The organism is Micromonospora sp. NPDC005254 (assembly GCF_042872525.1).
Taxonomy (GTDB): domain Bacteria; phylum Actinomycetota; class Actinomycetes; order Mycobacteriales; family Micromonosporaceae; genus Micromonospora.
The window spans coordinates 164,736-188,221 of record NZ_JBIAKM010000001.1 but is presented as its reverse complement, the minus strand read 5'-3'; the positions used below and the strand labels follow the sequence as shown (position 1 = coordinate 188,221).

The window sequence follows — 23,486 nt, the reverse complement described above, 5'->3', positions numbered from 1 at the left end:
GGAGCGTCGGCGTGAGCGTGCAACCCGGCTGGTATGTCGACCCCGCCGACACCGAGACCCGGCGGTACTGGGACGGCGAGGGTTGGCTCGGCGCGCCCATTCCCGTCGACGCCACCCCGCCGGACGGACCGCCGCCGGCCGAGCCGCCGCCCGCACCGGTCACCCCGACCGCACCTGCCGCTGCCCACCCGGTGAGCACCGCGCCGGGCTGGCCCCCGCACTCCGGGCCGGCCCCGCAACCCGGGCACGGTCCGCAGGCCGCCCCGGGGTGGGGCCCGCAGGCCGGCCCGCCCGGCTGGGCGCCACCGGGCACGCCGCCCGGCTGGACGCCGCAGGGCGGTCCTCCCGGCTGGACGCCGCAGGGCGTGCCGCCCGGGTGGGCCCCGCCCGGCGGTCCCCCCGGCTGGCTCGGCCGACCGCCCGAGCCTCGGCCGCACGGGCTCAGATTGGCCGGTTACGGCCGCCGGCTCGTCGCCCGGCTGATCGACTTCGGTCTCGTGTTCGCACTGAATGTGCTGGTCAACGGCTGGTTCGTCTGGCGGTGGCTGGACGAGCTGATGCCATACTGGCGGGAGGCGTTCCGGCGCGGCATGGAGGGGAACACCTCCACCGAGGGGATGCCACCCATCAGCGAGCAGACCGGGCTCCTCCAGGTGGTGATCGTGGTGATCGCCACCGCGCTGTGGCTGGCGTACGAGGTGCCCGCCATGGCGGCCAACGGGCAGACCATCGGCAAACGGGTGATGCGGATCAAGGCGGTCCCGATCGCCGCCGACCAGCCGTTGGGCTTCGGCCGGGCGCTGACCCGGTGGACGACACTGGGCCTGCCCACCCTGCTCTGGTACTGCGCCGGGCTCGGCCTGCTGCTGCAACTGGTCGACTCCCTGTCCCCGCTCTTCGACCACCCGCTGCGCCGGGCGCTGCACGACAAGCGCGCGCAGACGGTGGTCGTCGAGGTCCCCCACACCGCCGCTTCCCCCGCCCCAGACGACCACCCCCAGCCCTCGGGAGACACCCCATGACCGACTCCGGACGTCACGAGCCCGCGCTGCGCCTGACCCGCGCCGACCTGGACGCGCTGCCGAACTACGTGCCGGGGCGCAGCCCCGCCGACCTGGCGCGCGAGCTGGGTCTGCCGGAGGCCATCAAGCTGGCCAGCAACGAGGTGCCGTACGGGCCGCTGCCGGGTGTGGTCGAGGCGGTCACCGAGGCGGTCATGGCCTCGCACCGCTACCCGGACATGGGCGTGGTCGCGCTGCGCGACGCGTTGGCCCAGCGGTACGGCGTGGACGCGGACCGGATCGCCACCGGCTGCGGGTCGGTGGCGCTCGCCGAGCACCTCGTCCGGGCCACCTGCCTGCCGGGTGACGAGGTGCTCTACTCGTGGCGGTCGTTCGAGGCGTACCCGATCATCGCGGCGACCAGCGGCGCGACCAGCGTGCGGGTGCCCAACGACGCCGGGCACGGGCACGACCTGGCGGCCATGGCGGCGGCGGTGACCGACCGGACCCGGATGATCCTGGTCTGCAACCCGAACAACCCCACCGGCACTGCGGTACGCCGGGCCGAGCTGGACCGGTTCCTCGACGCGGTGCCGGACGACGTGCTGGTGGTCATCGACGAGGCGTACCGGGAGTTCGTCACCGACGCCGAGGTGCCGGACGGTCTCGACTACCTGGACCGGCCGAACGTCGCGGTGCTGCGCACCCTGTCCAAGGCGTGGGGTCTGGCCGGGCTGCGGATCGGCTGGCTGGTCGCCCAGCCGGTGGTGGCGGCGGCCATCCGCAAGGTGGTCACGCCGTTCTCCACGAGCACGGCCGCCCAGGCGGGCGCGCTCGCGGCGCTGACCCAGGCCGGCGAGATGGAGCGACGCTGCGCGCTGGTCGTCGCCGAGCGGGACCGGGTCACCGAGGCGCTGCGCAAGTTCGTGCCCGACGTGCCGACCAGCCAGGCCAACTTCGTCTGGCTGCCGCTGGGCGACCGGGCCGTGGCCTTCGGCAAGGCGTGCGAGGCGCGCGGGGTGATCGTCCGACCGTTCGCCGGGGACGGCGTACGGGTCACCATCGGCACTCCGGCCGAGAACGACGCGTTCCTGGCCGCCGCGGAGGCGGCGCTTACCTGAGCGGACGGAGTATGACCAACCAGTGACACAAGGTTGGTCAGTCGGTGCCCCGATCAGGTGGCGGCCAGGATCACCGCTTCGGAGGTCAGGTAGTAGCGCTGGTCGTCGCCGTTCGGGTCGACCGGCTCGCGCAGCCGTTCCACCGCGACGTAGCCGTCCTCGGCCCAGACCGCCCCGGGCGCCCAGCCCGTGCCGTCCGAGCCCACGTTGAGCGTGTAGCGGGAGAGCAGCACACCGGTCACCGGGTCGAGTGTCACCAGCTCGTTGGCCTCGGTCAGCAGATGCGCCCGGCCGGGCTGCACCGCGAGCACCCGCGCCGGTCCCAGGCCGGCGAAACGCCACAGCTCGGCGCCCGTTCGCGCCGATCGGCCCACCGCCGCCCCGTCGACGACGGCGACGGCCTGGTCACCGGCCAGTGTGGCCCCGGCCGGGTCCAGCGCGGGCGCGGCCAGCGGCCCGCCGTCGCCCAGCAGCCAGCCGCGGCCACCGGCGTCCCCGGGGCCGGCCGTCCGCAGGCCCAGGCAGCCCGACCGGCCGGTACGACAACCGAGCGGGGTGACCACCAGCCGATCCGGGCCGCCCGGCGGTCGCCAACGCTCACCCACCACGCCCGTCGCGGCATCCCGGAACTCGATCGTGGCCGGCCCGGCGCAGGTGTCCAGGCCGATCAACTGCCCGGTCGTCGTGGTGCCGAGGTCGCTGCGGCAGGCGCCGGGCAGATCGGCTCGCCACAGTTCCCGGCCGCCGGCCACCTCCACCCCGCGGGCCTGCGTGTCCCCGGTGACCGTCAGCACCGTCCGGCCGTCCGCGAGGTCGGTGAGGAGGAGCCCGCGCGCGTCCCAGACCGTGGCGGCCCCGGTCCGCCGGATCACCGCCGCGCTCGCGGCGGGCACCGGGCCGTCGGCCCGCCACCGCACCCGCCCGGTGGACGCGTCGAGCGCGACGAGCCGGCCGTCGGACCAGCGACTGATCACGGTGCTGCCGCTCGCCACCACCCCGGTCAGCTCCGCCGGCCAGCGCCGGTACGACCAGTAGGGCGTGGTCCGGTGCCGCCCGTCGACCGGTCGGTCGGCGTAGACCTGGCGGTGGGCGGCGTACACCCGCAGTCTTCCGTCCACGATCAACGGGGCGACCGGCAGCCGACCGACCACACCGGCGGGCGGTCGGGGCGCGGCTGGATATGCGCCGCGCGCCGGTGTGCTCACCTCGGCCGGCGCGAGCACCCGGTGGACGACGACCGCGACGGCTGCCACGGCGAGCAGCACCACCGCCACCGCCAGCACGAGCCGTCGCCGGCCCCTCGGGAACCCCATGCCGCACCTCCGCCCGGCACCCTACCCAGCGCAACCGACCGGACCCCGGCCAGGTTGGACGGGCCGCGGTGCGCGGGTGAGCGGGTCAGGCCGCCTCGACCGAGCCGAGGGTGCCGGCCGCGACGGCCAGGTCGGCGAGATCACGCCGGAGCGCCACCTCGACCGCCCGAGCGGCGAGGCCACCGAGCAGCAGGGCCACCACCCGGCCGTACGGATCGGTGGGCACTGCTTCCTGGGTGACCGTTATCGCCGTGCGGGCGCGGCGGCGACGCCGGACCGGCCGCAGGCTCCAGGTGATCCGGTAGTCCGCGCCGGCACCGGAGGAACAGAGCACCAGCCGCTGCGGCGCGAACGCCTCCACCACCAGGAACTCCTCGGTGAGTGTGCCGCCGCCCGGCTGGGCGCGCGCCTCACGCCAGGCGGTGCCCGGCCCGAACGGGCCCGGGGTCAGCACCTCGACCGGGCCGGCCGCGGTCAGCCGGGTGGCACGGCCGGGCAGGTCGGTCAGCAGACGCCAGACATCGACAGCGTGCGCCTCGATGAAACCGGTAACCGCCACCGTCGACATGCCGCCCTCCCGTGTCGTCGACGGTACGCGCGGTGAGGGCCGGACGAGGCCCCCGGACGGAATTTTCACCAACCGGAGGCCCCGCTGTCCGTTTCGGCGGTCGCCTGGCACCGATCGTCGACCGGCGCCCGGCGTACCGGTCAGCGGTCGAAGCGACCACCCCTGATCGCGCCGATGAACGCTGTCCACCCCGGCGGGCTGATGGCCAGCGTGGGGCCGGCCTGGTCCTTGGAGTCGCGGAGAGCGACCAGACCGAGGACGTCGACCAGGTTGTCCGCCACCTCCACGCAGAGCCCTTGGTCGTTGGAGCGGCTGCTGGTGCGCCAGAGCGCTCCGGTGAGATCGTGCATCGTCGTTACCTCCGTGTGCGTCGGGATGCCCCACCACCCGCGGCCGGGCGAGATCCGGCCGTACGGGTGGCGGGGCGACATGATCCGCGTGACCAACGGGGTAACCAGGCTTGGTGATCGCACAGACGGTGCGATCACGAGTCTCATCGATGATGGCCCGACGGGCAGGCGCTCAGACGGCTCCGAAGCGGGCCGAGGTGAACCAGCGGACCCTTTGCTCTGCTTCAACGGACGCAACAGCGAGCGGCCCCAGGTGTTGCGTGGAGTGAAGCAGAGCAAAGGAAGCCGAGGGCGAGCCAGGTGGCAGGCGCGCCGGGCGCGGGCCCGCGGGACGGGCCGGCTCAGCGGGCCGGCTCAGCGGGCCGGGCGGACCGTTCCGGTGACCTCACCGAGGGCGATGGTGGTGCCGTCCGGGCCGGGCGCGGTGGCGGTGATGGTGACGGTGTCGCCGTCGGCGAGGAAGGTACGACTCTCGGTGCCGACCTTCGCGGGCTCGGCCCCGCCCCACGTCAGCTCCAGGAAGGAGCCGACCTGGGAACGGTCCGGGCCGGAGACGGTGCCCGAGGCGTACAGGTCGCCGGTCCGCAGGGACGCGCCGTTGACGGTGAGGTGCGCCAACTGCTGGGCCGGGGTCCAGTACATGCTCGCGAACGGCGGTTCGCTGACCCGTTCGCCGTTCCACTCGACCGCCAGCCGCAGATCGAGCCCCAGGTGCGGCACGTCGCGCAGGTAGTCGACGACCGGCGGGTCCTGCTCCGGAGCCGGCACGAAGGCGTCGGCCAGCGCGTCCAACGGCGTCACCCAGGCCGAGACCGAGGTGGCGAAGGACTTGCCGAGGAACGGACCGAGCGGCTGGTACTCCCACGCCTGGATGTCGCGGGCCGACCAGTCGTTGACCAGCACCACCCCGAAGACGTGGTCGGCGAAGTCGTCGACGGACACCCGGGCGCCCAGCGGGCTGGGCACACCGACCACGAAGCCGACCTCGGCCTCGATGTCGAGGCGTACCGACGGGCCGGTGACCGGACCCTCGGCGGACGCCCGCTGGCCGGTGGGCCGGGTCACCGGCGTGCCGGAGACGACGACGGTGCCGGCCCGTCCGTGGTAGCCGATCGGCAGGTGCTTCCAGTTGGGCAGCAGCGGCGGCTGACCGGGGCGGAAGATCTGCCCGACGTTCGAGGCGTGGTGCTCCGAGGAGTAGAAGTCGACGTAGTCGGCCACCTCGAACGGAAGCAGCAGCTCCACGTCGGCCAGGGGCACCAGCAGCGGTTCGACCGCCGGCCGGTGCGTCGGGTCGGTCAGCAGCTCGACGATCCGCTGACGCACCGCCGTCCACTGCGGACGGCCCAGCGCCATGAAGTCGTTGAGGGTCGGCCGGCACAGCGCGCCAGCTGCCAGCACCAGCTCGGCGGTCTCGGCACCGGCCAGGTCGAACACCCACGACCCGATCCGTACGCCGATCCGTGGCCGGCCCCCACCCGAGGAGAACACCCCGTACGGCAGGTTCGTCACCCCGTACGGTGAACCGTCAACGCCGGTCACCCAGGTCATGCGTCGTGCCCCCCGTTCACCAGCCCCAGCCGGATCAGATCGGTAAGTGGTTCCAGGATGCTGCACGAGCCGAAGCCGACCCACAGTGGGCGCGGCGCGTCCAGCCGTTCGTTGGCGCGTTCGAGCAGCGGGCGCGGGTCGAGCGCGGTCAGCAGCTCGGCGACCACCCGCGCGCTCGCGCCGTCGGCGGCGGCGAGCGTCGCGGCCAGCACGTTGGCGTACCCGTGGTGGGTGAACCCGGTCTCCGGGTCGAGGTGACGCACGGCCTGGTGCAGCCCTGCGGTGAGCTTGAACGGCAGGTCCCGGTCCCGGCACGCGCAGATCACGGCGGCCAGCTCAGCCGGGGTGGGGAACAGCTCGGCGGCCAACCCGCCGGTGCGGAACTTCGCGGCGATCGGGACACCGTCGGCGCGGGAGGCGGCGATCGCGTCCAGCGCGCCCATCAGCCCGAAGGTCAACGGAAGCTCGGCGTACACGGCCTCGACGTCCGGCAGGTCCTCGGTCAGCCGCAGCAGCTCGGCGATGCCGGGCAGCGGGTTCTCGCCCCGCTTGGCGACGGCCACCTCGACCTGGCGTGCGGTCACGCCGTCGGGTGCCAGGAACGACAGCGCGAAGGGCAGAGGACCGATCCCGGTGTCACCGATCAGCCCGATCACCAGGCCCTCGGCCGGGTCGACGAGACCGTTCAGCTCGCCGGCCGCGACGGTCGAGGCGGGAACGAGCAGCGGGCCCACCAGGTCGGCGTACCAGGCGGCGCGGTGCCGGCGGTGGGCGGTCAGGGCGTCGGGCAGCGCGGCGCTGCCCGGAGGGAAGACGGCGGCGTCGTCCACCAGGCCGTCGAGGAGCGCGGGCACCTGCGTTGACACGGAACAAGAATGTACGGGACGCTACAAGGAACGGACAACAGCGTCCGATTATCGGACGCCTTCGGCCGGTGAACGGGATATATCGGGAGGCGAAATGCCGTACTACCGCAGCGTCGGCGAGGTGCCGCGCAAGCGCCACACCCAGTTCCGCCAGCCCGACGGCAGCCTCTACGCCGAGGAGCTGATGGGTCAGGAGGGCTTCTCCTCCGACTCGTCCCTGCTCTACCACCGGCACGCCCCCACGGCGATCCTGGCCGCCGACGAGTTCACCCCGCCGACGTTCACCCGGGCGCCGAACCTGCCGCTCAAGCCGCGCCACCTGCGCACCCACAAGCTCGACGCGGGCGGCGCCGACCCGATCCTCGGCCGGCAGTACCTGCTCGCCAACGACGACGTCCGCATCGGGTACGTGCTCGCCGACCGGCCCTCCCCGCTGTTCCGCGACGCCACCGGTGACCACTGCCTCTACGTCGAGGCGGGCACCCTGCGGGTCGAGTCGCCCTTCGGGGCGCTGGACGCGGTCGCCGGCGACTACGTCATCATCCCCACCTCGACCATCCACCGGCTGGTGCCCACCGGCGACCAGCCCGTGCGGCTGCTCACCGTCGAGGCGGCCGGGCACATCGGCCCGCCCAAGCGCTACCTCTCCGTCCGCGGCCAGTTCCTGGAGCACTCGCCGTACTGCGAGCGCGACGTCCGCGGCCCGGACGCCCCGCTGCTCGTCGACGGCGAGGAGGTCGAGGTGCTGGTCCGCCACCGTCGTGGCTGGACCCGCTACGTGTACGCCAACCACCCGTTCGACGTGGTCGGCTGGGACGGGCACCTCTACCCGTGGGCGTTCTCCATCCACGACTTCGAGCCGATCACCGGCCGCATCCACCAGCCCCCGCCCGTGCACCAGACCTTCCAGGGCCCCAACTTCGTCATCTGCTCGTTCGTGCCCCGCAAGGTCGACTACCACCCGGACTCGATCCCGGTGCCGTACAACCACCACAACGTCGACTCCGACGAGATGCTCTTCTACACCGGCGGGAACTACGAGGCCCGACGCGGCTCCGGCATCGAGCAGGGCTCCATCTCACTGCACCCGTCCGGCTTCACCCACGGCCCCCAGCCGGGCGCCGCCGAACGCTCCATCGGCGCGGACTACTTCGACGAGTTGGCCGTCATGGTGGACACCTTCCGGCCCCTCGACCTGTGCGACGGGGCGCGCGCCTGCGAGGACGAGGGGTACGCCTGGACTTGGGCGCGTTCTGTCTAGTCGCTGTTGTGGTGTTGCCGGAGGTTGGGTCAGCGGAAGGCTGTTCTGGTGAAGATGGCGAACTCGGCTATCGCGGTGGCGACGATCGCCAGCACCAGCGGCCACGGCGAGCCGACCACCGCGTACACGAGCAGCAGCGCCGGCGCGGCGGCCACCGCGTAGATCGCCAGGGCCATCGTGCGGTCCGCGTGCAGCATGGCGGGCAGGACGGTCCGGGTGAGCCCCGGCAGCCGCGCCGCGAGCTGCCAGACCACGACGCCGCCGGTAAGGGCCGCGAGCACCGCCAGGACACGGGAGAACCCGTCGCTCGTCGAGGCCGCGAACGCCACCACCACCGCGGCGACCAGTGACCAGCCCGCGCCGTAGAGCACCAGGCGGTGCAGGCCGTACGCGAGGGTCCGCGGGGAGTCGATCCGGCTCGGGCCGATCGCCACCGCTTCCGCCACGTGCTCCAGCGCCTCGGACCAGCGGCGCTGCTCCAGGTGCAGGACACCGACGTCGTGCCCGACCTCGGTGAGGCGCGGATCGAGCCGTAGCGCCTCCCGGTAGGCCCGCTCGGCCAGGTCGAACAGCTCCAGTCGGGCCGCGACCAGGCTGAGCACCAGGTGCGCCTGCGCCTCCTGCGGGGCCAGCTCAACCCCACGCCAGGCCGCGTTCAGCGCCGGCTGCCCGTTGCGCGAGTCGGCCAGGATCGCCGCCGCGCTGCGCTGGGCGTACGCGTCGGTCGGCCCGAGCGCCAGCAGCCGGTCGGCGGTGGTCGCCGCATCGGCGTAGCGCCCCAGGTCGAGCAGTGCCATGGCCCGGACGACGAGCGCCGGCAGTGCCTCCGGCGCGGCGGCCACGGCCGCGTCGGCGGCGGCGAGCGCATCGACCGGCCGGTCGGCGACGAGATGCACCCGGGCCAGCATGGTGAGGGCTTGCGAATCCGCGGGCTTCAGCGCGAGCCCTTCGGTCAACTCGCCGGCCGCCTCGTCGTGGCGTCCCAGCTCGGCGAGGAGCTGAGCGCGTTCGAGATAGCCGTCGCCGGCGAACTGGTCGGGAGCGGGTTCGGTGGACATCGCGGCGAGCCTAGGCGGCCGGCGCGTCGTACACCAGGGCCACCGCGATGCCCGCCAGACCTTCCTCCCGGCCGGTGAAACCGAGCCCGTCGGTGGTCGCGGCGGAGACGGTGACCGGGGCGCCGGCGGCGTCGGAGAGCACCTGCTGGGCCTCGTCCCGACGGCGGCCGATCTTGGGACGGTTGCCGACGATCTGCACGGAGACGTTGCCGATCTCCAGGCCGGCCGCCCGCACCCGGCGGGCCGTCTCGGTCAGCAGCGCCACGCCGGACGCCCCGGACCACTCCGGCTGGTCCACCCCGAAGGCGGCGCCGAGATCACCGAGGCCGGCGGCGGAGAGCAGCGCGTTGCAGGCGGCGTGGGCGGCGACGTCGGCGTCCGAGTGCCCGGCCAGACCGTCCTGGTCGGGCCAGAGCAGCCCGGCGACCCAGCAGGGCCGACCCGGCTCGAACGCGTGCACATCGGTGCCGATGGCGACCCGAGGAACGATCATGAACAGAGGTTACGCGTCAGCCGCCGGCGGCGAGCAGGTGCTCCGCCAACGCCAGGTCGAACGGACGGGTGATCTTCAGGGCGTACTCCGAGCCGGGCACGCAGCTCACGGCGATGCCCTGCTTCTCGACCAGGCCGGCGTCGTCGGTGAGCGGGTCGCCGGCCGCGGCATGCGCGGCGGTCAGGACGGACCGGCGGAAGCCCTGCGGGGTCTGCACCGCCCGGAGGGCAGCTCGGTCGACGGTGCCCAGCACCACCTCGTCGGCGCCGACCTCCTTGATCGTGTCGACGACCGGCAGGACGGGAACCACCGCGGCCCGGCCACCCCGGACCGCGGCGGCGACCGATTCGACCAACTCGGGCGGGGTCAACGCACGGGCGGCATCGTGCACCAGGATGATCGTCGGGCCGGCCGGCACCGCTGCCAGCGCGGCGGCGACCGAAGCCTGCCGCTCGGCGCCACCGGGCACCACTATCACCGGCGCCACCGGAGCCAGCAGCTCACGGACACCCGCCACCTCGGCCGCGGGCGCGGCCACCACGATCGTGTGCACCGACGCGGCGGCGGCGAGCCGGCGTACGGCGTGCACCAGCAGCGGCTCGCCCGCGAGCAGGCGCAGCGCCTTGGGTCGGCCGGGACCGAGCCGTACGCCGGCACCCGCCGCAGGCACAAGGACCGCGACGTCACCGCGCGGGTTGAGCTGCGCGGTCACGTCGCGGTCCTCGGTGGTTTCTTCGCTACGAAGTGGGTACGACGATGCTGTGCGGACTAGGCCTCGGTGAGGACCTTGTCGAGCAGCGTCTCCGCCTCGTCCTTGGTGCTCTTCTCAGCCAGCGCGACCTCGCCGACGAGAATGTCGCGGGCCTTGGCCAGCATCCGCTTCTCGCCTGCGGAGAGGCCCCGCTCCCGCTCCCGGCGCCACAGGTCACGCACGACCTCGGCGACCTTCAGCGGGTTGCCGGAGGCCAGCTTTTCCAGGTTGGCCTTGTAACGCCGCGACCAGTTGGTCGGCTCCTCGGTGTGCGGAGCCCGGAGAACGTCGAAGACCTTACCGAGGCCCTCTTCGCCGACCACCTCACGGACGCCCACGATCTCGGCGTTCTCGGCCGGCACCCGGACCGTCAGGTCACCCTGCGCAACCCTCAGGACGAGGTATTTCTTAGGCTCGCCCTTGATGATCCGAGTCTCGATTGCCTCGATGAGTGCGGCCCCGTGGTGGGGGTAAACAACGGTCTCGCCGACACTGAAAACCATAGGTTCGAAACCCCTTTCGCTGTGTCTAGGGTAACACGCTCAGGCAACGATGTCTCACCGATGTCCTGACCGTTGGCGCAGCTCAGGGGCCCTGTGAGAGGTCTTTCTTCAGCTTGACAGGCGGTCAAACCGATGGTTTGAACACGCTCCGTAACGCACGGATTACTTCCCGATGCGGGTGAACAGAACGTCGAGATCAAGGGCTATGCGCTCCCCCATGGTATCCCGCCCAGCGGAAACGCGCCCAGGTGTAGCGGGAGCTGCCCCCGGTGCGGGACGCTGGAGTCCGAGTCACACGCCGCTCTCGAGACGCTTCCTGGGGGTCCGATGGGCAAGCCGGACGCAGAGGGCCACGGGCCGCCCGACGGCCTGCCCGACCTGCCACCCGAGTGGGGCCGCATCGTCGTCCCCGACGACGCCTCGACCCTGGCGAGTGAGGCCGCCGAGGTGCGCCGCGAGCTGCGCCGGGCGGCCGGCCACCACACCGGGCACCGCGCCCTCACCCTGCCGCTGCTGGTCCTGTTGGTGGCGGTGCTCACCACCCTGACCGGCCTGGTCGCCGTGACCTGGCCCCGCGCCGGCCGGGGCACCGACCGACCCACCCCGGCGCCCTCCACGCCACCCGTGGCGCTCGCCGGTCAGGCGCTGCCCGCGCTGGACCTGGTCGATGCCGGGCAGGCGCCGGTGCCGCTGCGCGGCCTGCTGCCCGCCATGATCATCCTCGTGGACGACTGCGGCTGCCCGGACGTCGTCACGGAGGCCGTGGCGGCGGCGCCCGCCGGCGTCACCGTCGTCACGGTGACCGAACAACGGGCTGTCGCCACCTCACCGCCGGTCAACGGCGTCCGGGCGCTGGCCGATCCCGCTGGCGGGCTGCGCTCGTTTCTCGGGCCCGGCGCCGCGAACGCGCTGCTTGTCGACCGCACCGGCGTGGTGACCCGGGTACTACCGGACCCGGGACCGGTCGAGGCGTACCAGGACGACCTGAGCGCCCTGGCCGGCTGAGCGGTCGTCCTACGACGGGGGCAGCGCGACGAGCTGCGCCTGGACGTCAATGGGCTTGTCACCGACGGCCGACAGGGACACCCGGAACGGCCCGTCGGTGGGCACCACCTCAGCGGAGGCGAGCGTGCCGTCGCAATCGATGCGCGGCGGGCCGGCGAGCTCGGCCCCGGTGCTCGTCACCGCCAGCGTGCCCGGCCGGGTGCACCGGTACTGCAGCAGATAGCGGGAGCCGTCGCCGGACGACTGACGCGTCAGCCCCTGGCCGGGGGTCAACTCCCGCTGCTCCCGCCAGATCGTGGCCCGGAACGAGGGCAGGTCACTCCCGGGAGAGAGCACGCCCTGGTCGTCGCCCAGATCGATGACAGTGCCCGTCTCCGGGTCGACCAGCGAGGGTCGGCCCTCCACCCGGACGGCCTCGCCCGTCTCGGGATCCACCTGCAGCGTCACCCGTCCCTCGGGCACGCCGTTGGCCAGGAAACGTTCCAGCTCGGTGCTGACGCTGGGCGCGGCCACCGGTGGGCTCACCGGCCCGGCCGCCGGGGTGGGCGCTGCGGCACGCCACCACCAACCGCCGACCGCCAGCGCGGCCAGGGTCACCCCGGCCAGCACCGCCGACCGCAGCCGGTCGTCCGCCGCATCCATGTGGTGAGCGTACCGGTCGGGTCGAGAGGCGCTCAGTCCTGTCGATCGAGCAGGGCGGCGTACAGGGTGAGGCCCGGACCGAACGCCAGCATGACGACCCGTCGGGGCGCCGGCGTCGAACGACTCAACCGGTCCAGGATCAACAGGACGGTCGGCGACGAGCAGTTGCCGTGCTCGTCGAGCGTCGCCCGGGACGCGGCCAACGCCTCCGGCGGCAGGGCCAACTCCCGCTCGACCACGTTGAGAATGCGCGGCCCACCCGGATGCACCGCCCAGCCGTCCACGTCGGAGCTGACGCCGCCGTGCCGGGCCAACAGGTCGTCCACCAACCCGCGAACGTGCCGGGAGAGGACCTGCGGCACCTTCGGCGACAGCCCCATCCGGAACCCCGCGTCGGTGACGTCCCAGGTCATGTGGTCGGCGGTCGAGGTGTCGGTGACCGACGTGACCTCGCGCAACGCGTACCCCCGGCCGTCGGGCACCACCACGGCGGCGACCGCGGCGTCCGAGAAGAGCGCGTGCGACACGATCTGCTGGGTGTCCACCCGGGCGGTGGACGGCTGGATGTGCAGGCTGGTCAGCTCCGCGCAGAGCAGCAGCGCCGGCCGGCCCCGGGCGGTCACGAAGTCACTCGCCGCCCCCAACCCCGGAAGCGCCGCGTAGCAGCCCATGTGGCCGACGAACATCCGCTGCGTGTCCGGTGCCATGCCCAGGTCGCGGGCGAGCAGGATGTCCAGCCCCGGGGTGGCGTACCCGGTGCAGGAGCAGACGATGAACAGCCCGATGTCGCTGGCGTCCAGACCGGCCGCCGTCAGCGCACGCCCCACCGCCTCCTTGCCGAGCGGCAGCGCCTCCACCTGGTAGCGACGCATCCGGCGCTCGGTCGGCCAGTCCGAGACGTCCTCGATCAGCGGGTTGACCGCGGCCTGGCGGCGGGTCACCCCCGAGTTCGCGAAGATCCGCTGAGCCAACGACCGGGTGGTGCCGGAGAAGTGCCGGGAGAAGAAGCCCTCCCACAACTCGTCCTGCGAAGCGGACGGCGGCTGCGCTGTCCCGAGCCCCGCGATCACTGGTACGGACACGATCCCCACCTCTCGTCAGACGCTGTCCTCCCCCTGGCCGTCCCACCAGCCACCTCGGCCGGCCCCTCCCCCGTACGTGTGCCGCCGCGCGGGCTCACCAACGCGGTGCCGATCCGTCGCGGTCCGGGTCCCCGCCCAGAGCGGCGATCCCCAGCCAGTCGGCGCAGACGTCCGAGGTGGCCGGGTGCAGTGAGCCGCAGCGGGCGTCCCGGTAGAGCCGCTCCAACGGATGACCGCGCCGGGTCGCCGACGTCCCCGCCGCCTCCAGCATCGACGCCGCCACCTCGGCGGCCGTGGTGCCGGCCAGCAGCTTCGCCCGCCACACCCAGCGGTTGGTCTCCGCGTCCCCCGGGGCGTCGTCGACCCGGCGGGCCGCCTCGGCCACCACCAGCTCGGCCGCCGCGGTCGCCGCGTCCGCCCGGCCCAGCCGCGCCCGCACCGCCGGCAGGCCGGCCAGGTTGCGGGCGTTGAGATGCTCGGCCGCCGCGTCGATCGCCGCCCGGGCCACCCCCACGTAGACGGCCGCGTAACTGGCCACCAGCCAGTGCGGCATCAGCTGGGCGACCACCAGCGCCAGCCCCTCCACCCCGCCGAGCAGCCGGTCGGCCGGGACGGTGGCGTCCAGGTGCAGGTCGTGCGACGAGGTGGCGCGCATGCCGAGGGCGTCCCAGGTCGGCTCGACGCTCAGACCGTCACCGGCCGGCACCAGGAACTGCGACACCACCGACTGGTCGGCGGAGCTGCGCGCGGCCACCAGGTAGCCGTCGGCGTGCCCCGCCCCGGAGCAGAAGGTCTTGCTGCCCTTGAGGTGCCACCCCTCGTCGGTCGGCTCGTAGACCGTGCTCAACTGGGAGAGTCGGGCACCGGCGCCGCGCTCGCTCATCGCGACGGCGTACCAGGAGCCCTGCGCGGCGGCGGTGAGCAGGCGGTCCCGGGCGGCCAGTGCCTCGTCCGGCACACCCAGGGCCTCGGCCAACTCCTCGGTGACCGCGCCCAGCGCGCCGGTCACCGAGGCGTGCATGTTGAACACCAGCGCGGTCGCGCCGTTGCCCCGAGCAAGTTCGGTGGCCACCGCGGCGTACTCGGCGAAGCTGGCGCCCAGGCCACCCAGCGCGCGGGGCACCATCAGCCCGAACAGGCCGGCCTCCCGCAGGTCACGGAAGTCGTCGACCGGAAAGGAGCCGTCCCGGTCGTGCTCCGCCGCCCGCGCGGCGAACCGCGGCGCCAACCGGCGGGCCGCCTCAAGCGCATGCACCGTCATATCGCTCCCTTCTCGGCGTCCCATACCCCGCCACGAGCCGACTATCCTCTGCGGACCCCCTGGCCCTGGTACAGCACGGCGGTGGACCGGGTCGGCACGATGCGCGGGGCACGGCCCGTCGACGTCGCGCCCGGCGTCCGCGTCGCGCGCGCCCGGCGCACCAGCCAGGCGACCAGACCGCCGACCTGCGGACGGATGCCGCGCAGGCGCAGCTCGACACCGTGCCGGGCACACTCGGCCACCAGTGCGCGAGCGTCCACCAACAACCGTGGATCGTGGATGCCACGCGGCACCGTCGGCAGCCGCTCGGCGATCCGTACCGCGACCAGCCGGGCCAGCGCCGTGTCGTTGAGCGTGTCCAGCACCAGCAGGCCGCCCGGACGCAGCAGCCGGCACGCCTCCGCCACCGCGCGCGGCCAATCCGGCACATGTTCCAGCAGCTCACCGGCCGAGACGACGTCGGCACACCCGTCCGACAGCGGCACCGCGGTGACGTCACCCTGGACCACGCGCACCCCGTGCCCGGCGGCCTGGACCAGCGCCGAGCGGGTCAGGTCGACACCGACGTGCCGGTATCCCTTACCGGCGAGGTGCGGCGCGAGCAGTCCGGCGCCGCAGCCCAGATCGACCAGGACCGCATCCGGGCGGGTCGCCGGCGGCACGAGCGCCGCGCGGGCCTCGGCCAGCCAGTGCAGCATCGCGAACGCGCCATCGGGCCGCCACCACTCGCCGGCCAGGTCGTCGTACTGGCGCGGGTCGTTGCGCGGCAGCACCCGGGGACCGGTGGACGCCGCGGCCGCAGCCACGTCTCGCATGGCACCGAGCGTGGCACGACTGCTCGGTAACGACCAGACTTCCCTTATGTCGTCCAGGGTGTTAGGGCTGGTCAGAGCGAGCCATCCGGAACCGGCCGCCGCAGTGACCACGGTGTCCGGTCTGCTGGCCTGGGGGGTGGGGCACCGGCCGTCGGGAATCGTCTCGGTGGTGCTCGCCGTACTCGCCAGCCAGCTCGCCGTCGGCTGGACCAACGATGCGTTGGACGCCGAGCGGGACGCCACTGTGGGGCGTACCGACAAGCCGGTCGCCGCCGGCGCGGTGGGCCGGCGCGTCACGGCCTGGGCCGCGGCGGCGGCCGCGTTGGCCTGCCCGCTGCTGGCGCTGACCACGAACCCTCCGGCGGCGCTCTGGCTCACGGTCGCCCTGGTCTCCGCGCTGCTCTACGACTGGCCGCTCAAGGCCACCGTCCTCTCGGTGCTGCCGTACGCGGTGTCCTTCGGCGCGCTGCCCGCCTTCGTGGTGCTGGCGCTGCCCGGCGAGCCGACCCCGCCGGCCTGGCTGCTGGCGGCGGCGGCCTGCCTGGGGGCCGGCGCGCACTTCGCCAACGTGCTGCCCGACCTGGCCGACGACGCCCGGACGGGGGTACGCGGCCTGCCGCACCGCCTCGGCGCGGCGGGCAGCCGGGCGGCCGCGGCGGGGCTGCTCCTCGCCGCGACCGCCATCCTGGTCCTGGGGCCGCCCGGGCCGCCGTCGGCCCTCGGGCTGGCGGCGGTCGGCACGGCCGCCGTCGTGCCGCCACTGAGCTGGTACGCCGGGCGCACGGCGGCCCGGGCCGGCCGGCGGCCGGTGTCCGCCTTCCGGGCGGTCATGCTGGTGGCCCTCATCGACGTCGTTCTGCTGGTGGCGAGCGGTCGGGTGGTGTGAGGGGCACCCGGGACGGTGGCATTGCCGGGTCCCCGTGCGGGCCTCGATCAGCTCCAACTACCCTGGAGCGCGGTCTGCGCGGGTATGGCCACCGTGCCCGGCGTACGGCCGGGTGGGGATCGTAACGAGGAGGACCGACGTGACGCGCTCGATCAGGGGATCCCGGCGGGCGGCCCTGCTGCTGTCCGGGATGGCGGCGGCTACCAGCCTGCTCGCGTCCGGATGCGGCGCCGGTCAGGTCGCCGAGACGGCTTTGAAGGAGCCGTCGGTCCAGGGCGTCAACCTCACGACCCCCAACGGCGCCTACTCGGTGCGTGGTCTGCTGGTCACCTACCCGGGCACCGAGGGTTACCGGGCCGGCCAGGACGCCCCGCTCAACGCCGTGATCTACAACGACTCGAAGAGCACCGTGACGGTCACCGTCACCACCCAGAGCGCGCGCGAGGTGTTGATCTCGGGTGGCTCGGCGAGCCCGACGCCGTCGGCCTCCGAGTCGGAGTCCGCCACCCCGTCGGGTTCGGGCAGCCCGTCGGCGACCCCGTCCGAGACCGGTTCGTCGTCGGCGACGCCGTCCGCCCCGGAGTCGGCGCGGGCGTCGGGTTCGGCGAGCGCGGCCGCGCCGGGCCAGCCCGCCCGGATCGAGCTGGCTCCGCTGAGCTACCTCCAGCTCAACTCGGAGGCCACCACGCAGCTGCGGCTGATCGGCCTGACCGAGGCGCTGCGCTCCGGCCAGAACGTCGTCGTGACCTTCGACTTCGGCAACGGCAGCACGGTCACCGGCCAGGCGCCGATCGCCGTCCCGCTCACCCCGGCCGCGCCCCCCTCGCCGATCATCGAGCGTGAGGGCGGCTACGAGGGCGACGAGGGCGGCGCCACCCACGGCTGACCCGACCCCGACATCGACGAACACCCCGGCGTGGGAACCACCACGCCGGGGTGTTTTCGTCGTACGAGAGGGCTAGCGTCCTGATGTGACCACCTCCCGATCGACCTCTGGCCGTGCCGGCACGGCCGGTGCCGCCCGCGGCCGGTCCGCCACCCGCGAGCCGCGTCCGGCGTACGAGTGCGACGCCTGCGGGCACCAGCCGCCCAAGTGGGTGGGTCGCTGCCCGGAGTGCGGCGAGTGGGGCTCGGTGGTCGAGTCCACGGTGACCGGCCCGACCGTCTCCGGTCGGGTGGTGAGCTCACGGCTGCCGGCCGAGCCGGCCCGGCCGATCGCCACCATCAGCGCCGCTCCGGCCCGCGCCCGGCCCACCGGCGTGAGTGAGCTCGACCGGGTGCTCGGCGGTGGGCTGGTGCCCGGGGCGGTGGTGCTGCTCGCCGGCGAGCCCGGCGTGGGCAAGTCGACCCTGCTGCTCGATGTGGCGCAGCAGTGGGCGGTGGGCGCCGGCAGCCCTTCCCTGGTGGTCAGCGGGGAAGAGTCGGTCAGCCAGGTCCGGCTGCGTGCCGAGCGGATGGGCACCCTGCACGACCAGCTCTACCTGGCGGCCGAGAGCGACCTGGCCTCGGTGCTCGGGCACCTCGACGCGGTCAAGCCCGGCCTGCTGGTGCTCGACTCGGTGCAGACCATCTCGACCACCGGCACCGAGGGCGTGCCCGGTGGCGTGACGCAGGTACGCGCGGTCACCGCCGCGCTGGTCTCGGTCGCCAAGGAGCGGGGCATCGCCACCGTGCTGGTCGGCCACGTCACCAAGGACGGCCAGGTGGCCGGGCCCCGGGTGCTGGAGCACCTGGTCGACGTGGTGCTGCACTTCGAGGGCGACAAGCACTCCTCGCTGCGGCTGGTCCGCGGCGTCAAGAACCGGTTCGGCGCGGCCGACGAGGTCGGCTGCTTCGAGATGCACGAGGGCGGCATCAGCAGCCTGGCCGATCCGTCCGGGCTGTTCCTCACCCGCTACTCGGAACCCGTGCCCGGCACCTGCGTGACCGTGGCCATGGAGGGACGGCGGGCCCTCGTCACCGAGGTGCAGGCCCTGATCGGCGCGACGGTTGCCGGCTCACCCCGTCGTACGGTCTCCGGCCTCGACTCCGCGCGCCTGGCGATGGTGCTCGCGGTCCTGCAACGGCGCACCGAGCGGTTGACCCTGCACGATCGCGAGGTCTTCGCGGCCACCGTCGGCGGCATCCGGGTGGTGGAGCCGGCGGCCGACCTGGCCGTGGCGCTGGCGGTCGCCTCCGGCGGGCTCAACCTGGCGATCGCGCCGCACCTCGTGGCGATCGGTGAGGTGGGGTTGACCGGCGAGGTGCGCCGGGTCGGAGCGGTGCCGCGCCGGCTGGCCGAGGCGGCCCGCCTGGGGTTCAAGGTGGCGCTGGTCCCGCCGGGCTGTGGCCCGGCCAGCACGGGCGCCGGGCCCGACGGGATGCGGGTGACCGAGGTCACTGACGTCCGCTCGGCGCTGCACCATGCGGCCCGCGCGTCCGCCGAGTGACCCAGCGTGCCGACGCGGGCGGCGATACCGGACAGCATCGGCGCAAGTGGAAACGGTTGGAAGGGCGGCATCGTGACACATCACAGTAACCACGACAGCACCCACCGCACGGCAGTCCGTAGACTGTGCCCGTGCCGATCGACCGCGATACCACCAAGCCTGCCGGCGCGCCGCCCCAGGCCCGCACCGGCGCCGTGGGCTCGCCAGCCCGCCCGATCAGCGTGAGCGTGACCACCGCTGCCGGGAGCGCCGGCGATCCGCTGCGGGCGAACCTCGCCCTGATGGCACCCGGCACCGCGCTGCGGGACGGGTTGGAGCGCATCCTGCGGGGGCGCACCGGCGCGCTCATCGTGCTCGGCTACGACAAGGTCGTCGAGGGTCTCTGCACCGGCGGCTTCCCGCTGGACGTCGAGTTCTCCGCGACCCGGGTCCGGGAGCTGTGCAAGATGGACGGGGCCGTGGTGCTCTCCAGCGACGGCACCCGCATCGTCCGGGCGGCCGTGCACCTGATGCCCGACCCGTCCATCCCGACTGAGGAGTCGGGCACCCGGCACCGCACCGCCGAGCGGGTCGCCCGGCAGACCGGTTACCCGGTGATCTCGGTCAGCCAGTCCATGCGGATCATCAGCCTCTACGTCAACGGCCAGCGGCACGTGCTGGACGACTCGGCGGCGATCCTGTCCCGAGCCAACCAGGCGCTGGCCACCCTCGAGCGGTACAAGCTGCGGCTGGACGAGGTTTCCGGCACGCTCTCCGCGCTCGAGATCGAGGATCTGGTCACCGTGCGGGACGCGGTGGCCGTGGTGCAGCGGCTGGAGATGGTCCGCCGGATCGCCGACGAGATCGCCGGTTACGTCGTCGAACTGGGCACCGACGGGCGACTGCTCGCCCTCCAGCTCGACGAGCTGATGGCCGGCGTCGACGCCGACCGCACCCTGGTCATCCGGGACTACCTCCCGGTCGGCCGCAAGTCCCGCACGCTGGACGAGGCGCTGGTCGAGCTGGACCTGCTCGGCGCCACCGAGCTGATCGACCTGGTGTCGGTCGCCAAGGCCATCGGCTACCCGGCCGCATCGGACGCGCTGGACGCCGCCGTCAGCCCGCGTGGCTTCCGACTGCTGGCCAAGGTGCCGCGCCTGCCGGTGGCCGTGGTCGACCGCCTGGTGCTGCACTTCGGCAGCCTCCAGCGGCTGCTGGGCGCGACGGTGGAGGACCTGCAGGCCGTCGAGGGCGTGGGCGACGCCCGGGCCCGGGGCGTCCGGGAGGGCCTGTCCCGGCTCGCCGAGGCGTCCATCCTGGAGCGGTACGTCTGACCCAGCTCAGCCGGTGATAGTGATCTTCACAGGTGCGCTGTACTTGGTGCCGACCCGCGCGAACACCTGGTACGTCCCGGCCGGCGGGAAGGGGCCGGCGGCCAGCCCGGTGCCATCGCAGCGGGTGGTGTCTCGCCCGTTCCAGCCCACCTGGTAGGAGCGCTCGAACCCGGGCGTGAAGGACTGCACATCCGAGCCCTGGACCTTGCCGCAGGTGTCCGAGGACCACACCTTCTCGGCACCGGCCTTGATGAAGATCTCCTGCAGGTCGGCGCCGACGTTGCGGCTGCACGTCCGCTCCGAGTTGTTCTTGATCTTCAGTTGCAGGTCGACCACCGCGCCGCGCTGTACCGAGGTGGGCCGCGCCACCGAGGTCACGCTGATCTCCGCGTCGGTGCAGGTGCCGTCGTCGACCGACCCGGCCGAGCCCAGCGACGGGTCGTTGCTGGTGGTCTCGGGGCTCGGGTCCGTGGCGTTCGGACCGGCCGACCGGTCCGCATTCGGATCGGCGGACCCGGACGCCGACGGCACCCCGGTCTGCGGGCTCAACACCGGACCACCCGGCCCTGGACTCGCCGTGGACGTCGGAGTCGACGTCGGGCTCGCCCCCGCATTCGGTCGAGCGCCGGAGCGGCCCGAGGCGGTGCAGGAGTAGAGCAGGACAATCAGGAAGAGAAGCCCCGCTCCGAGTACGACGGCGCGACGCCGCCAGTACACGGCGGGTGGCAGGGGGCCGACCGTCAGACGCATGATGCCCCCCACCGTAGCCGCGCGGCGCCCACCCGCACGTCACGACGCGCCGGAGCGCCACCGGCGCAGCGCGGCGAAACTCCACTGAGGACGGACGCGCCGACCTTCCGCCACCCGCTCAGAGGTAGACCTTGCGCTGGTAGACGGCGTGCGCGCCGGCCACCCGATCCAGGAAGAGCAGCCCCGCGCAGTGGTCGATCTCGTGCTGCAACGCCCGCGCCTCGAAGCCGTCCGTCACCAACCGGACCGCCGCGCCGGTGCCCGGGAGGTCACCCTCCACCACCAGCCGACTGGCCCGCTTCACATCCCCGGTCAGGTCCGGCACCGACATGCAGCCCTCCCGGCCCGGCTTCCAGCGGGTCGCCTCGACCACCCGTGCGTTGCAGAGCACGAAGGTGCCGTGCACGGTGACCGCCTTCGGATGCCCGGTCACGTCGACGGCGAAGACCCGGGCAGCCACACCGACCTGCGGCGCCGCCAACCCCACGCAGCCCGGCGAGACCCGCATCGTGGCGACCAGGTCGGCGGCCAGCCGGACCGTCTCCTCGGCCGTCGGATCGACATCGTCCCCGGCCCGGCTCAACACCGGATGCGGGGCCGAGACGACGGCCCGCACCTCGCCCGCCACCGCCAGCGACTCCGGCGTCCAGTCCCCCAGACCGGCGTACGCCTCGACGTCCCGGCCGGCGTCCGCCCCGCCCCGCCCGTCGCTCACAGCAGATCCGGGTCTGCCGGCCGGAGGGTGACCTCGACCCCCAACTCGGCGGCCGTCCGGTGCAGCCGTGCGGTCACCGCCTCGGCGACCCCCGCCGGCAACTCGACCTCGGCCAACACCACGTAGAGCGAACCCGCCAACCGCGTGCTCAGGTCGGTCACGTTTCCGCCGGCGTCCACCAGCACCCGGGTCATCGCCGCGACGATGCCCATCCGGTCCGACCCGTGCACCGCCAGCACGTACGGCTCGCCGGCCGGGGCCACCTCACCGTCGGGCGTGACCGCGCGTACGGTCGCCAGCAGTTGACCCTCGGCGGCCAGCGGCGCCAACGCCGCCTCCACCCCGGCGGCATCCGGGCCGGTGCAGATGAGGGTCATCGCGAAATGCCCCCGCAGCCGGGTCATCGTGCTGTCGGTGAGGTTCGCGCCCAGTCGGGCCAGCACCTCGGCGACGTCGGCCACGATGCCCGGCCGGTCCCGACCGATGACGGTGATCGCGAGCTCGTTCATCCGCGCATTCTGCCCGATCCGCCCACCGCCACCGCGACACCCCGCCCGAGCCGCCCATCCAGCGGGACCGGACCGCGTGACATCATCGACGTCGCCATGACTCAACCCGATTTCGCCACCCTGGTCAGCCGGTGGTTCCAGCAGCACGCCCGTGACCTGCCGTGGCGGGAACCCGGGGTCAGCCCGTGGGCCATCCTGGTCAGCGAGGTCATGCTCCAGCAGACCCCGGTCGTCCGGGTGGTGCCGGCCTGGCACGCCTGGCTGGCCCGCTGGCCCGACCCGGCCGCGCTGGCGGCCGACACCCCGGCCGAGGCGATCCGGATGTGGGGGCGTCTCGGCTATCCCCGCCGGGCGGTCCGACTGCGGGAGTGCGCGGTCGCGATCGTGGACCGGCACGGCGGTCAGGTGCCGGACCGGCTGGAGCAGTTGCTGGCGCTGCCCGGCGTGGGCACCTACACGGCGCGTGCGGTGGCCGCCTTCGCGTACGGGCAGCGGCATCCGGTGGTCGACACCAACGTACGGCGGGTGGTCTGTCGCGCCGTGGCCGGTGAACCGGACGCCGGACCGGTCACCCGGCCCGCCGACCTGGTCGCCACCGAGGAGTTGCTGCCGGCGGAGCCCGCCGCCGCGGCACTGGCCAGCGCCGCGTTCATGGAGCTGGGGGCGGTGCTCTGCACGGCCCGGTCACCACGCTGCACGGCCTGCCCGGTCGAGTCGGTCTGCGCCTGGCGGGCCTCCGGGCAGGAGCCGGCAACCGGCCCGACCCGCCGTCCCCAGCGGTACGCGGGCACCGACCGGCAGGTACGCGGACTGCTGCTCGGGGTGCTCCGGGAGACCACCGGGCCGGTCCCGCACCAGCGCCTCGACCAGGTCTGGACCGACGACGTGCAGCGCGCCCGGGCGTTGGCCGGCCTCGTACAGGACGGGCTTGTGGAACCGGTCGGCACCGACTCGTTCCGGCTCGCCGGCGATGGCCCGTCCGCACCAACCGCCGACCTGAACGCCTGACACCCCTGCGAACCGGCCGCCGGTTCGCAGGGGTGCTCCCGTCACCTTTGCTCTGCTTCAACCCACGCAACACTCGGTGTCCGGATAACGGACACATGGTGTTGCGTCCGCTGAAGCAGAGCAAAGCCTGCGACACAGAGATGCCTGCCTGTCGTCCGGCACCTAGCGGACCAGTGCCCCCGACGACGAAAAGGCGGGGCCCCGGTGGCTTGCGCCACCGGGGCCCCGCCCCTTG

25 protein-coding genes are annotated in these 23,486 nt (G+C 73.6%); 9 read left to right on the top strand and 16 right to left on the bottom strand.

From position 1 onward, the window contains the following. Positions 1-11 precede the first annotated feature (11 nt). Together ACFYPR_RS00865 and hisC are read left to right on the top strand one after the other, a co-directional pair. Positions 12-1,022 carry an RDD family protein gene (locus ACFYPR_RS00865; RefSeq protein WP_354857423.1) on the top strand — a complete coding sequence of 337 codons (1,011 nt, stop codon included), beginning with the start codon at positions 12-14 and terminating at the stop codon, positions 1,020-1,022. Beyond that, the gene (gene hisC / locus ACFYPR_RS00860; RefSeq protein ID WP_354857425.1) at positions 1,019-2,122 is read left to right on the top strand and encodes a histidinol-phosphate transaminase; all 1,104 of its coding nucleotides are present in this window, start codon (positions 1,019-1,021) and stop codon (positions 2,120-2,122) included. Before ACFYPR_RS00865 ends, hisC begins: the two co-directional genes overlap by 4 nt. Positions 2,123-2,175: 53 nt before the next feature. On the opposite strand, the gene ACFYPR_RS00855 is transcribed toward hisC, so the two are convergent. From ACFYPR_RS00855 to ACFYPR_RS00835, 5 genes are all read right to left on the bottom strand, one after another. Further along, complete coding sequence (locus ACFYPR_RS00855) at positions 2,176-3,435, bottom strand: PQQ-binding-like beta-propeller repeat protein (RefSeq protein WP_363939898.1); 1,260 nt, start codon at positions 3,433-3,435, stop codon at positions 2,176-2,178. Between the two features lie 85 nt (positions 3,436-3,520). Further along, positions 3,521-4,003: an SRPBCC family protein gene (locus ACFYPR_RS00850; protein ID WP_354857430.1), complete on the bottom strand. Its 483-nt coding sequence runs from the start codon at positions 4,001-4,003 to the stop codon at positions 3,521-3,523. Positions 4,004-4,143: 140 nt separating this feature from the next. Then, positions 4,144-4,353, bottom strand: coding sequence for a DUF397 domain-containing protein (locus ACFYPR_RS00845; RefSeq protein ID WP_354857433.1), 210 nt, complete (start codon positions 4,351-4,353; stop codon positions 4,144-4,146). A 354-nt stretch (positions 4,354-4,707) separates the two neighbouring features. Continuing rightward, positions 4,708-5,904 carry a fumarylacetoacetase gene (gene fahA, locus ACFYPR_RS00840; protein WP_354857436.1) on the bottom strand — a complete coding sequence of 399 codons (1,197 nt, stop codon included), beginning with the start codon at positions 5,902-5,904 and terminating at the stop codon, positions 4,708-4,710. Continuing rightward, positions 5,901-6,770, bottom strand: coding sequence for a hypothetical protein (locus tag ACFYPR_RS00835; RefSeq protein WP_354857439.1), 870 nt, complete (start codon positions 6,768-6,770; stop codon positions 5,901-5,903). The genes fahA and ACFYPR_RS00835 overlap by 4 nt, the downstream gene beginning before the upstream one ends. Before the next feature lie 94 nt (positions 6,771-6,864). Between ACFYPR_RS00835 and ACFYPR_RS00830 the strand changes: the two genes are divergently transcribed. After that, positions 6,865-8,031, top strand: coding sequence for a homogentisate 1,2-dioxygenase domain-containing protein (locus ACFYPR_RS00830; protein WP_355064991.1), 1,167 nt, complete (start codon positions 6,865-6,867; stop codon positions 8,029-8,031). Between the two features lie 29 nt (positions 8,032-8,060). On the opposite strand, the gene ACFYPR_RS00825 is transcribed toward ACFYPR_RS00830, so the two are convergent. Genes ACFYPR_RS00825 through ACFYPR_RS00810 form a run of 4 tightly spaced genes read right to left on the bottom strand, consistent with a single transcriptional unit; the run spans position 8,061 to position 10,836 of the window. After that, positions 8,061-9,089, bottom strand: a complete 1,029-nt coding sequence (locus tag ACFYPR_RS00825; RefSeq protein WP_387258203.1) for a tetratricopeptide repeat protein — start codon at positions 9,087-9,089, stop codon at positions 8,061-8,063. A gap of 10 nt (positions 9,090-9,099) precedes the next feature. Further along, on the bottom strand, positions 9,100-9,582 hold the full coding sequence (ispF, locus tag ACFYPR_RS00820) for a 2-C-methyl-D-erythritol 2,4-cyclodiphosphate synthase (RefSeq protein ID WP_354857446.1): 483 nt from the start codon (positions 9,580-9,582) through the stop codon (positions 9,100-9,102). 16 nt (positions 9,583-9,598) lie between these two features. After that, positions 9,599-10,294 carry a 2-C-methyl-D-erythritol 4-phosphate cytidylyltransferase gene (gene ispD, locus ACFYPR_RS00815; protein WP_387258201.1) on the bottom strand — a complete coding sequence of 232 codons (696 nt, stop codon included), beginning with the start codon at positions 10,292-10,294 and terminating at the stop codon, positions 9,599-9,601. Positions 10,295-10,350: 56 nt separating this feature from the next. After that, positions 10,351-10,836 (bottom strand): CarD family transcriptional regulator, encoded by a 486-nt coding sequence (locus tag ACFYPR_RS00810; protein WP_088950500.1) that lies wholly within the window; start codon positions 10,834-10,836, stop codon positions 10,351-10,353. 327 nt (positions 10,837-11,163) lie between these two features. Here ACFYPR_RS00810 and ACFYPR_RS00805 point away from each other — a divergent pair, with 327 nt between their 5' ends. Next, positions 11,164-11,841: a hypothetical protein gene (locus ACFYPR_RS00805; RefSeq protein WP_387258200.1), complete on the top strand. Its 678-nt coding sequence runs from the start codon at positions 11,164-11,166 to the stop codon at positions 11,839-11,841. A gap of 9 nt (positions 11,842-11,850) precedes the next feature. On the opposite strand, the gene ACFYPR_RS00800 is transcribed toward ACFYPR_RS00805, so the two are convergent. From ACFYPR_RS00800 to ACFYPR_RS00785, 4 genes are all read right to left on the bottom strand, one after another. Next, the gene (locus tag ACFYPR_RS00800; protein ID WP_387258198.1) at positions 11,851-12,483 is read right to left on the bottom strand and encodes a hypothetical protein; all 633 of its coding nucleotides are present in this window, start codon (positions 12,481-12,483) and stop codon (positions 11,851-11,853) included. 32 nt (positions 12,484-12,515) lie between these two features. Next, positions 12,516-13,574, bottom strand: coding sequence for a type III polyketide synthase (locus ACFYPR_RS00795; RefSeq protein WP_387258196.1), 1,059 nt, complete (start codon positions 13,572-13,574; stop codon positions 12,516-12,518). A gap of 85 nt (positions 13,575-13,659) precedes the next feature. Further along, positions 13,660-14,826 (bottom strand): acyl-CoA dehydrogenase family protein, encoded by a 1,167-nt coding sequence (locus ACFYPR_RS00790; protein WP_354857458.1) that lies wholly within the window; start codon positions 14,824-14,826, stop codon positions 13,660-13,662. Positions 14,827-14,867: 41 nt separating this feature from the next. Next, positions 14,868-15,641 carry a class I SAM-dependent methyltransferase gene (locus ACFYPR_RS00785; protein ID WP_387258194.1) on the bottom strand — a complete coding sequence of 258 codons (774 nt, stop codon included), beginning with the start codon at positions 15,639-15,641 and terminating at the stop codon, positions 14,868-14,870. A gap of 46 nt (positions 15,642-15,687) precedes the next feature. Between ACFYPR_RS00785 and ACFYPR_RS00780 the strand changes: the two genes are divergently transcribed. The 4 genes from ACFYPR_RS00780 (at position 15,688) to disA (ending at position 20,269) form a co-directional block, all read left to right on the top strand. Continuing rightward, the gene (locus ACFYPR_RS00780) at positions 15,688-16,527 is read left to right on the top strand and encodes a UbiA family prenyltransferase (protein WP_387258192.1); all 840 of its coding nucleotides are present in this window, start codon (positions 15,688-15,690) and stop codon (positions 16,525-16,527) included. 139 nt (positions 16,528-16,666) lie between these two features. After that, a complete protein-coding gene (locus ACFYPR_RS00775; RefSeq protein WP_355064973.1) occupies positions 16,667-17,413 on the top strand; it encodes a hypothetical protein in 747 nt (248 codons plus the stop codon). 85 nt (positions 17,414-17,498) lie between these two features. Next, complete coding sequence (radA, locus tag ACFYPR_RS00770; protein ID WP_354857467.1) at positions 17,499-18,956, top strand: DNA repair protein RadA; 1,458 nt, start codon at positions 17,499-17,501, stop codon at positions 18,954-18,956. 131 nt (positions 18,957-19,087) lie between these two features. Further along, on the top strand, positions 19,088-20,269 hold the full coding sequence (gene disA / locus ACFYPR_RS00765) for a DNA integrity scanning diadenylate cyclase DisA (protein WP_354857469.1): 1,182 nt from the start codon (positions 19,088-19,090) through the stop codon (positions 20,267-20,269). A gap of 6 nt (positions 20,270-20,275) precedes the next feature. Here the strand turns inward: disA and ACFYPR_RS00760 are convergent, their stop codons facing one another. The 3 genes from ACFYPR_RS00760 to ACFYPR_RS00750 form a co-directional block, all read right to left on the bottom strand. After that, positions 20,276-21,019 carry a hypothetical protein gene (locus ACFYPR_RS00760; protein ID WP_387258190.1) on the bottom strand — a complete coding sequence of 248 codons (744 nt, stop codon included), beginning with the start codon at positions 21,017-21,019 and terminating at the stop codon, positions 20,276-20,278. Positions 21,020-21,137: 118 nt separating this feature from the next. Next, a complete protein-coding gene (locus tag ACFYPR_RS00755; RefSeq protein ID WP_387258188.1) occupies positions 21,138-21,734 on the bottom strand; it encodes a peptide deformylase in 597 nt (198 codons plus the stop codon). Further along, the gene (locus ACFYPR_RS00750) at positions 21,731-22,243 is read right to left on the bottom strand and encodes an ACT domain-containing protein (protein ID WP_354857473.1); all 513 of its coding nucleotides are present in this window, start codon (positions 22,241-22,243) and stop codon (positions 21,731-21,733) included. Before ACFYPR_RS00750 ends, ACFYPR_RS00755 begins: the two co-directional genes overlap by 4 nt. 96 nt (positions 22,244-22,339) lie before the next feature. Between ACFYPR_RS00750 and ACFYPR_RS00745 the strand changes: the two genes are divergently transcribed. Then, complete coding sequence (locus ACFYPR_RS00745) at positions 22,340-23,251, top strand: A/G-specific adenine glycosylase (protein WP_354857475.1); 912 nt, start codon at positions 22,340-22,342, stop codon at positions 23,249-23,251. Positions 23,252-23,486 lie beyond the last annotated feature (235 nt).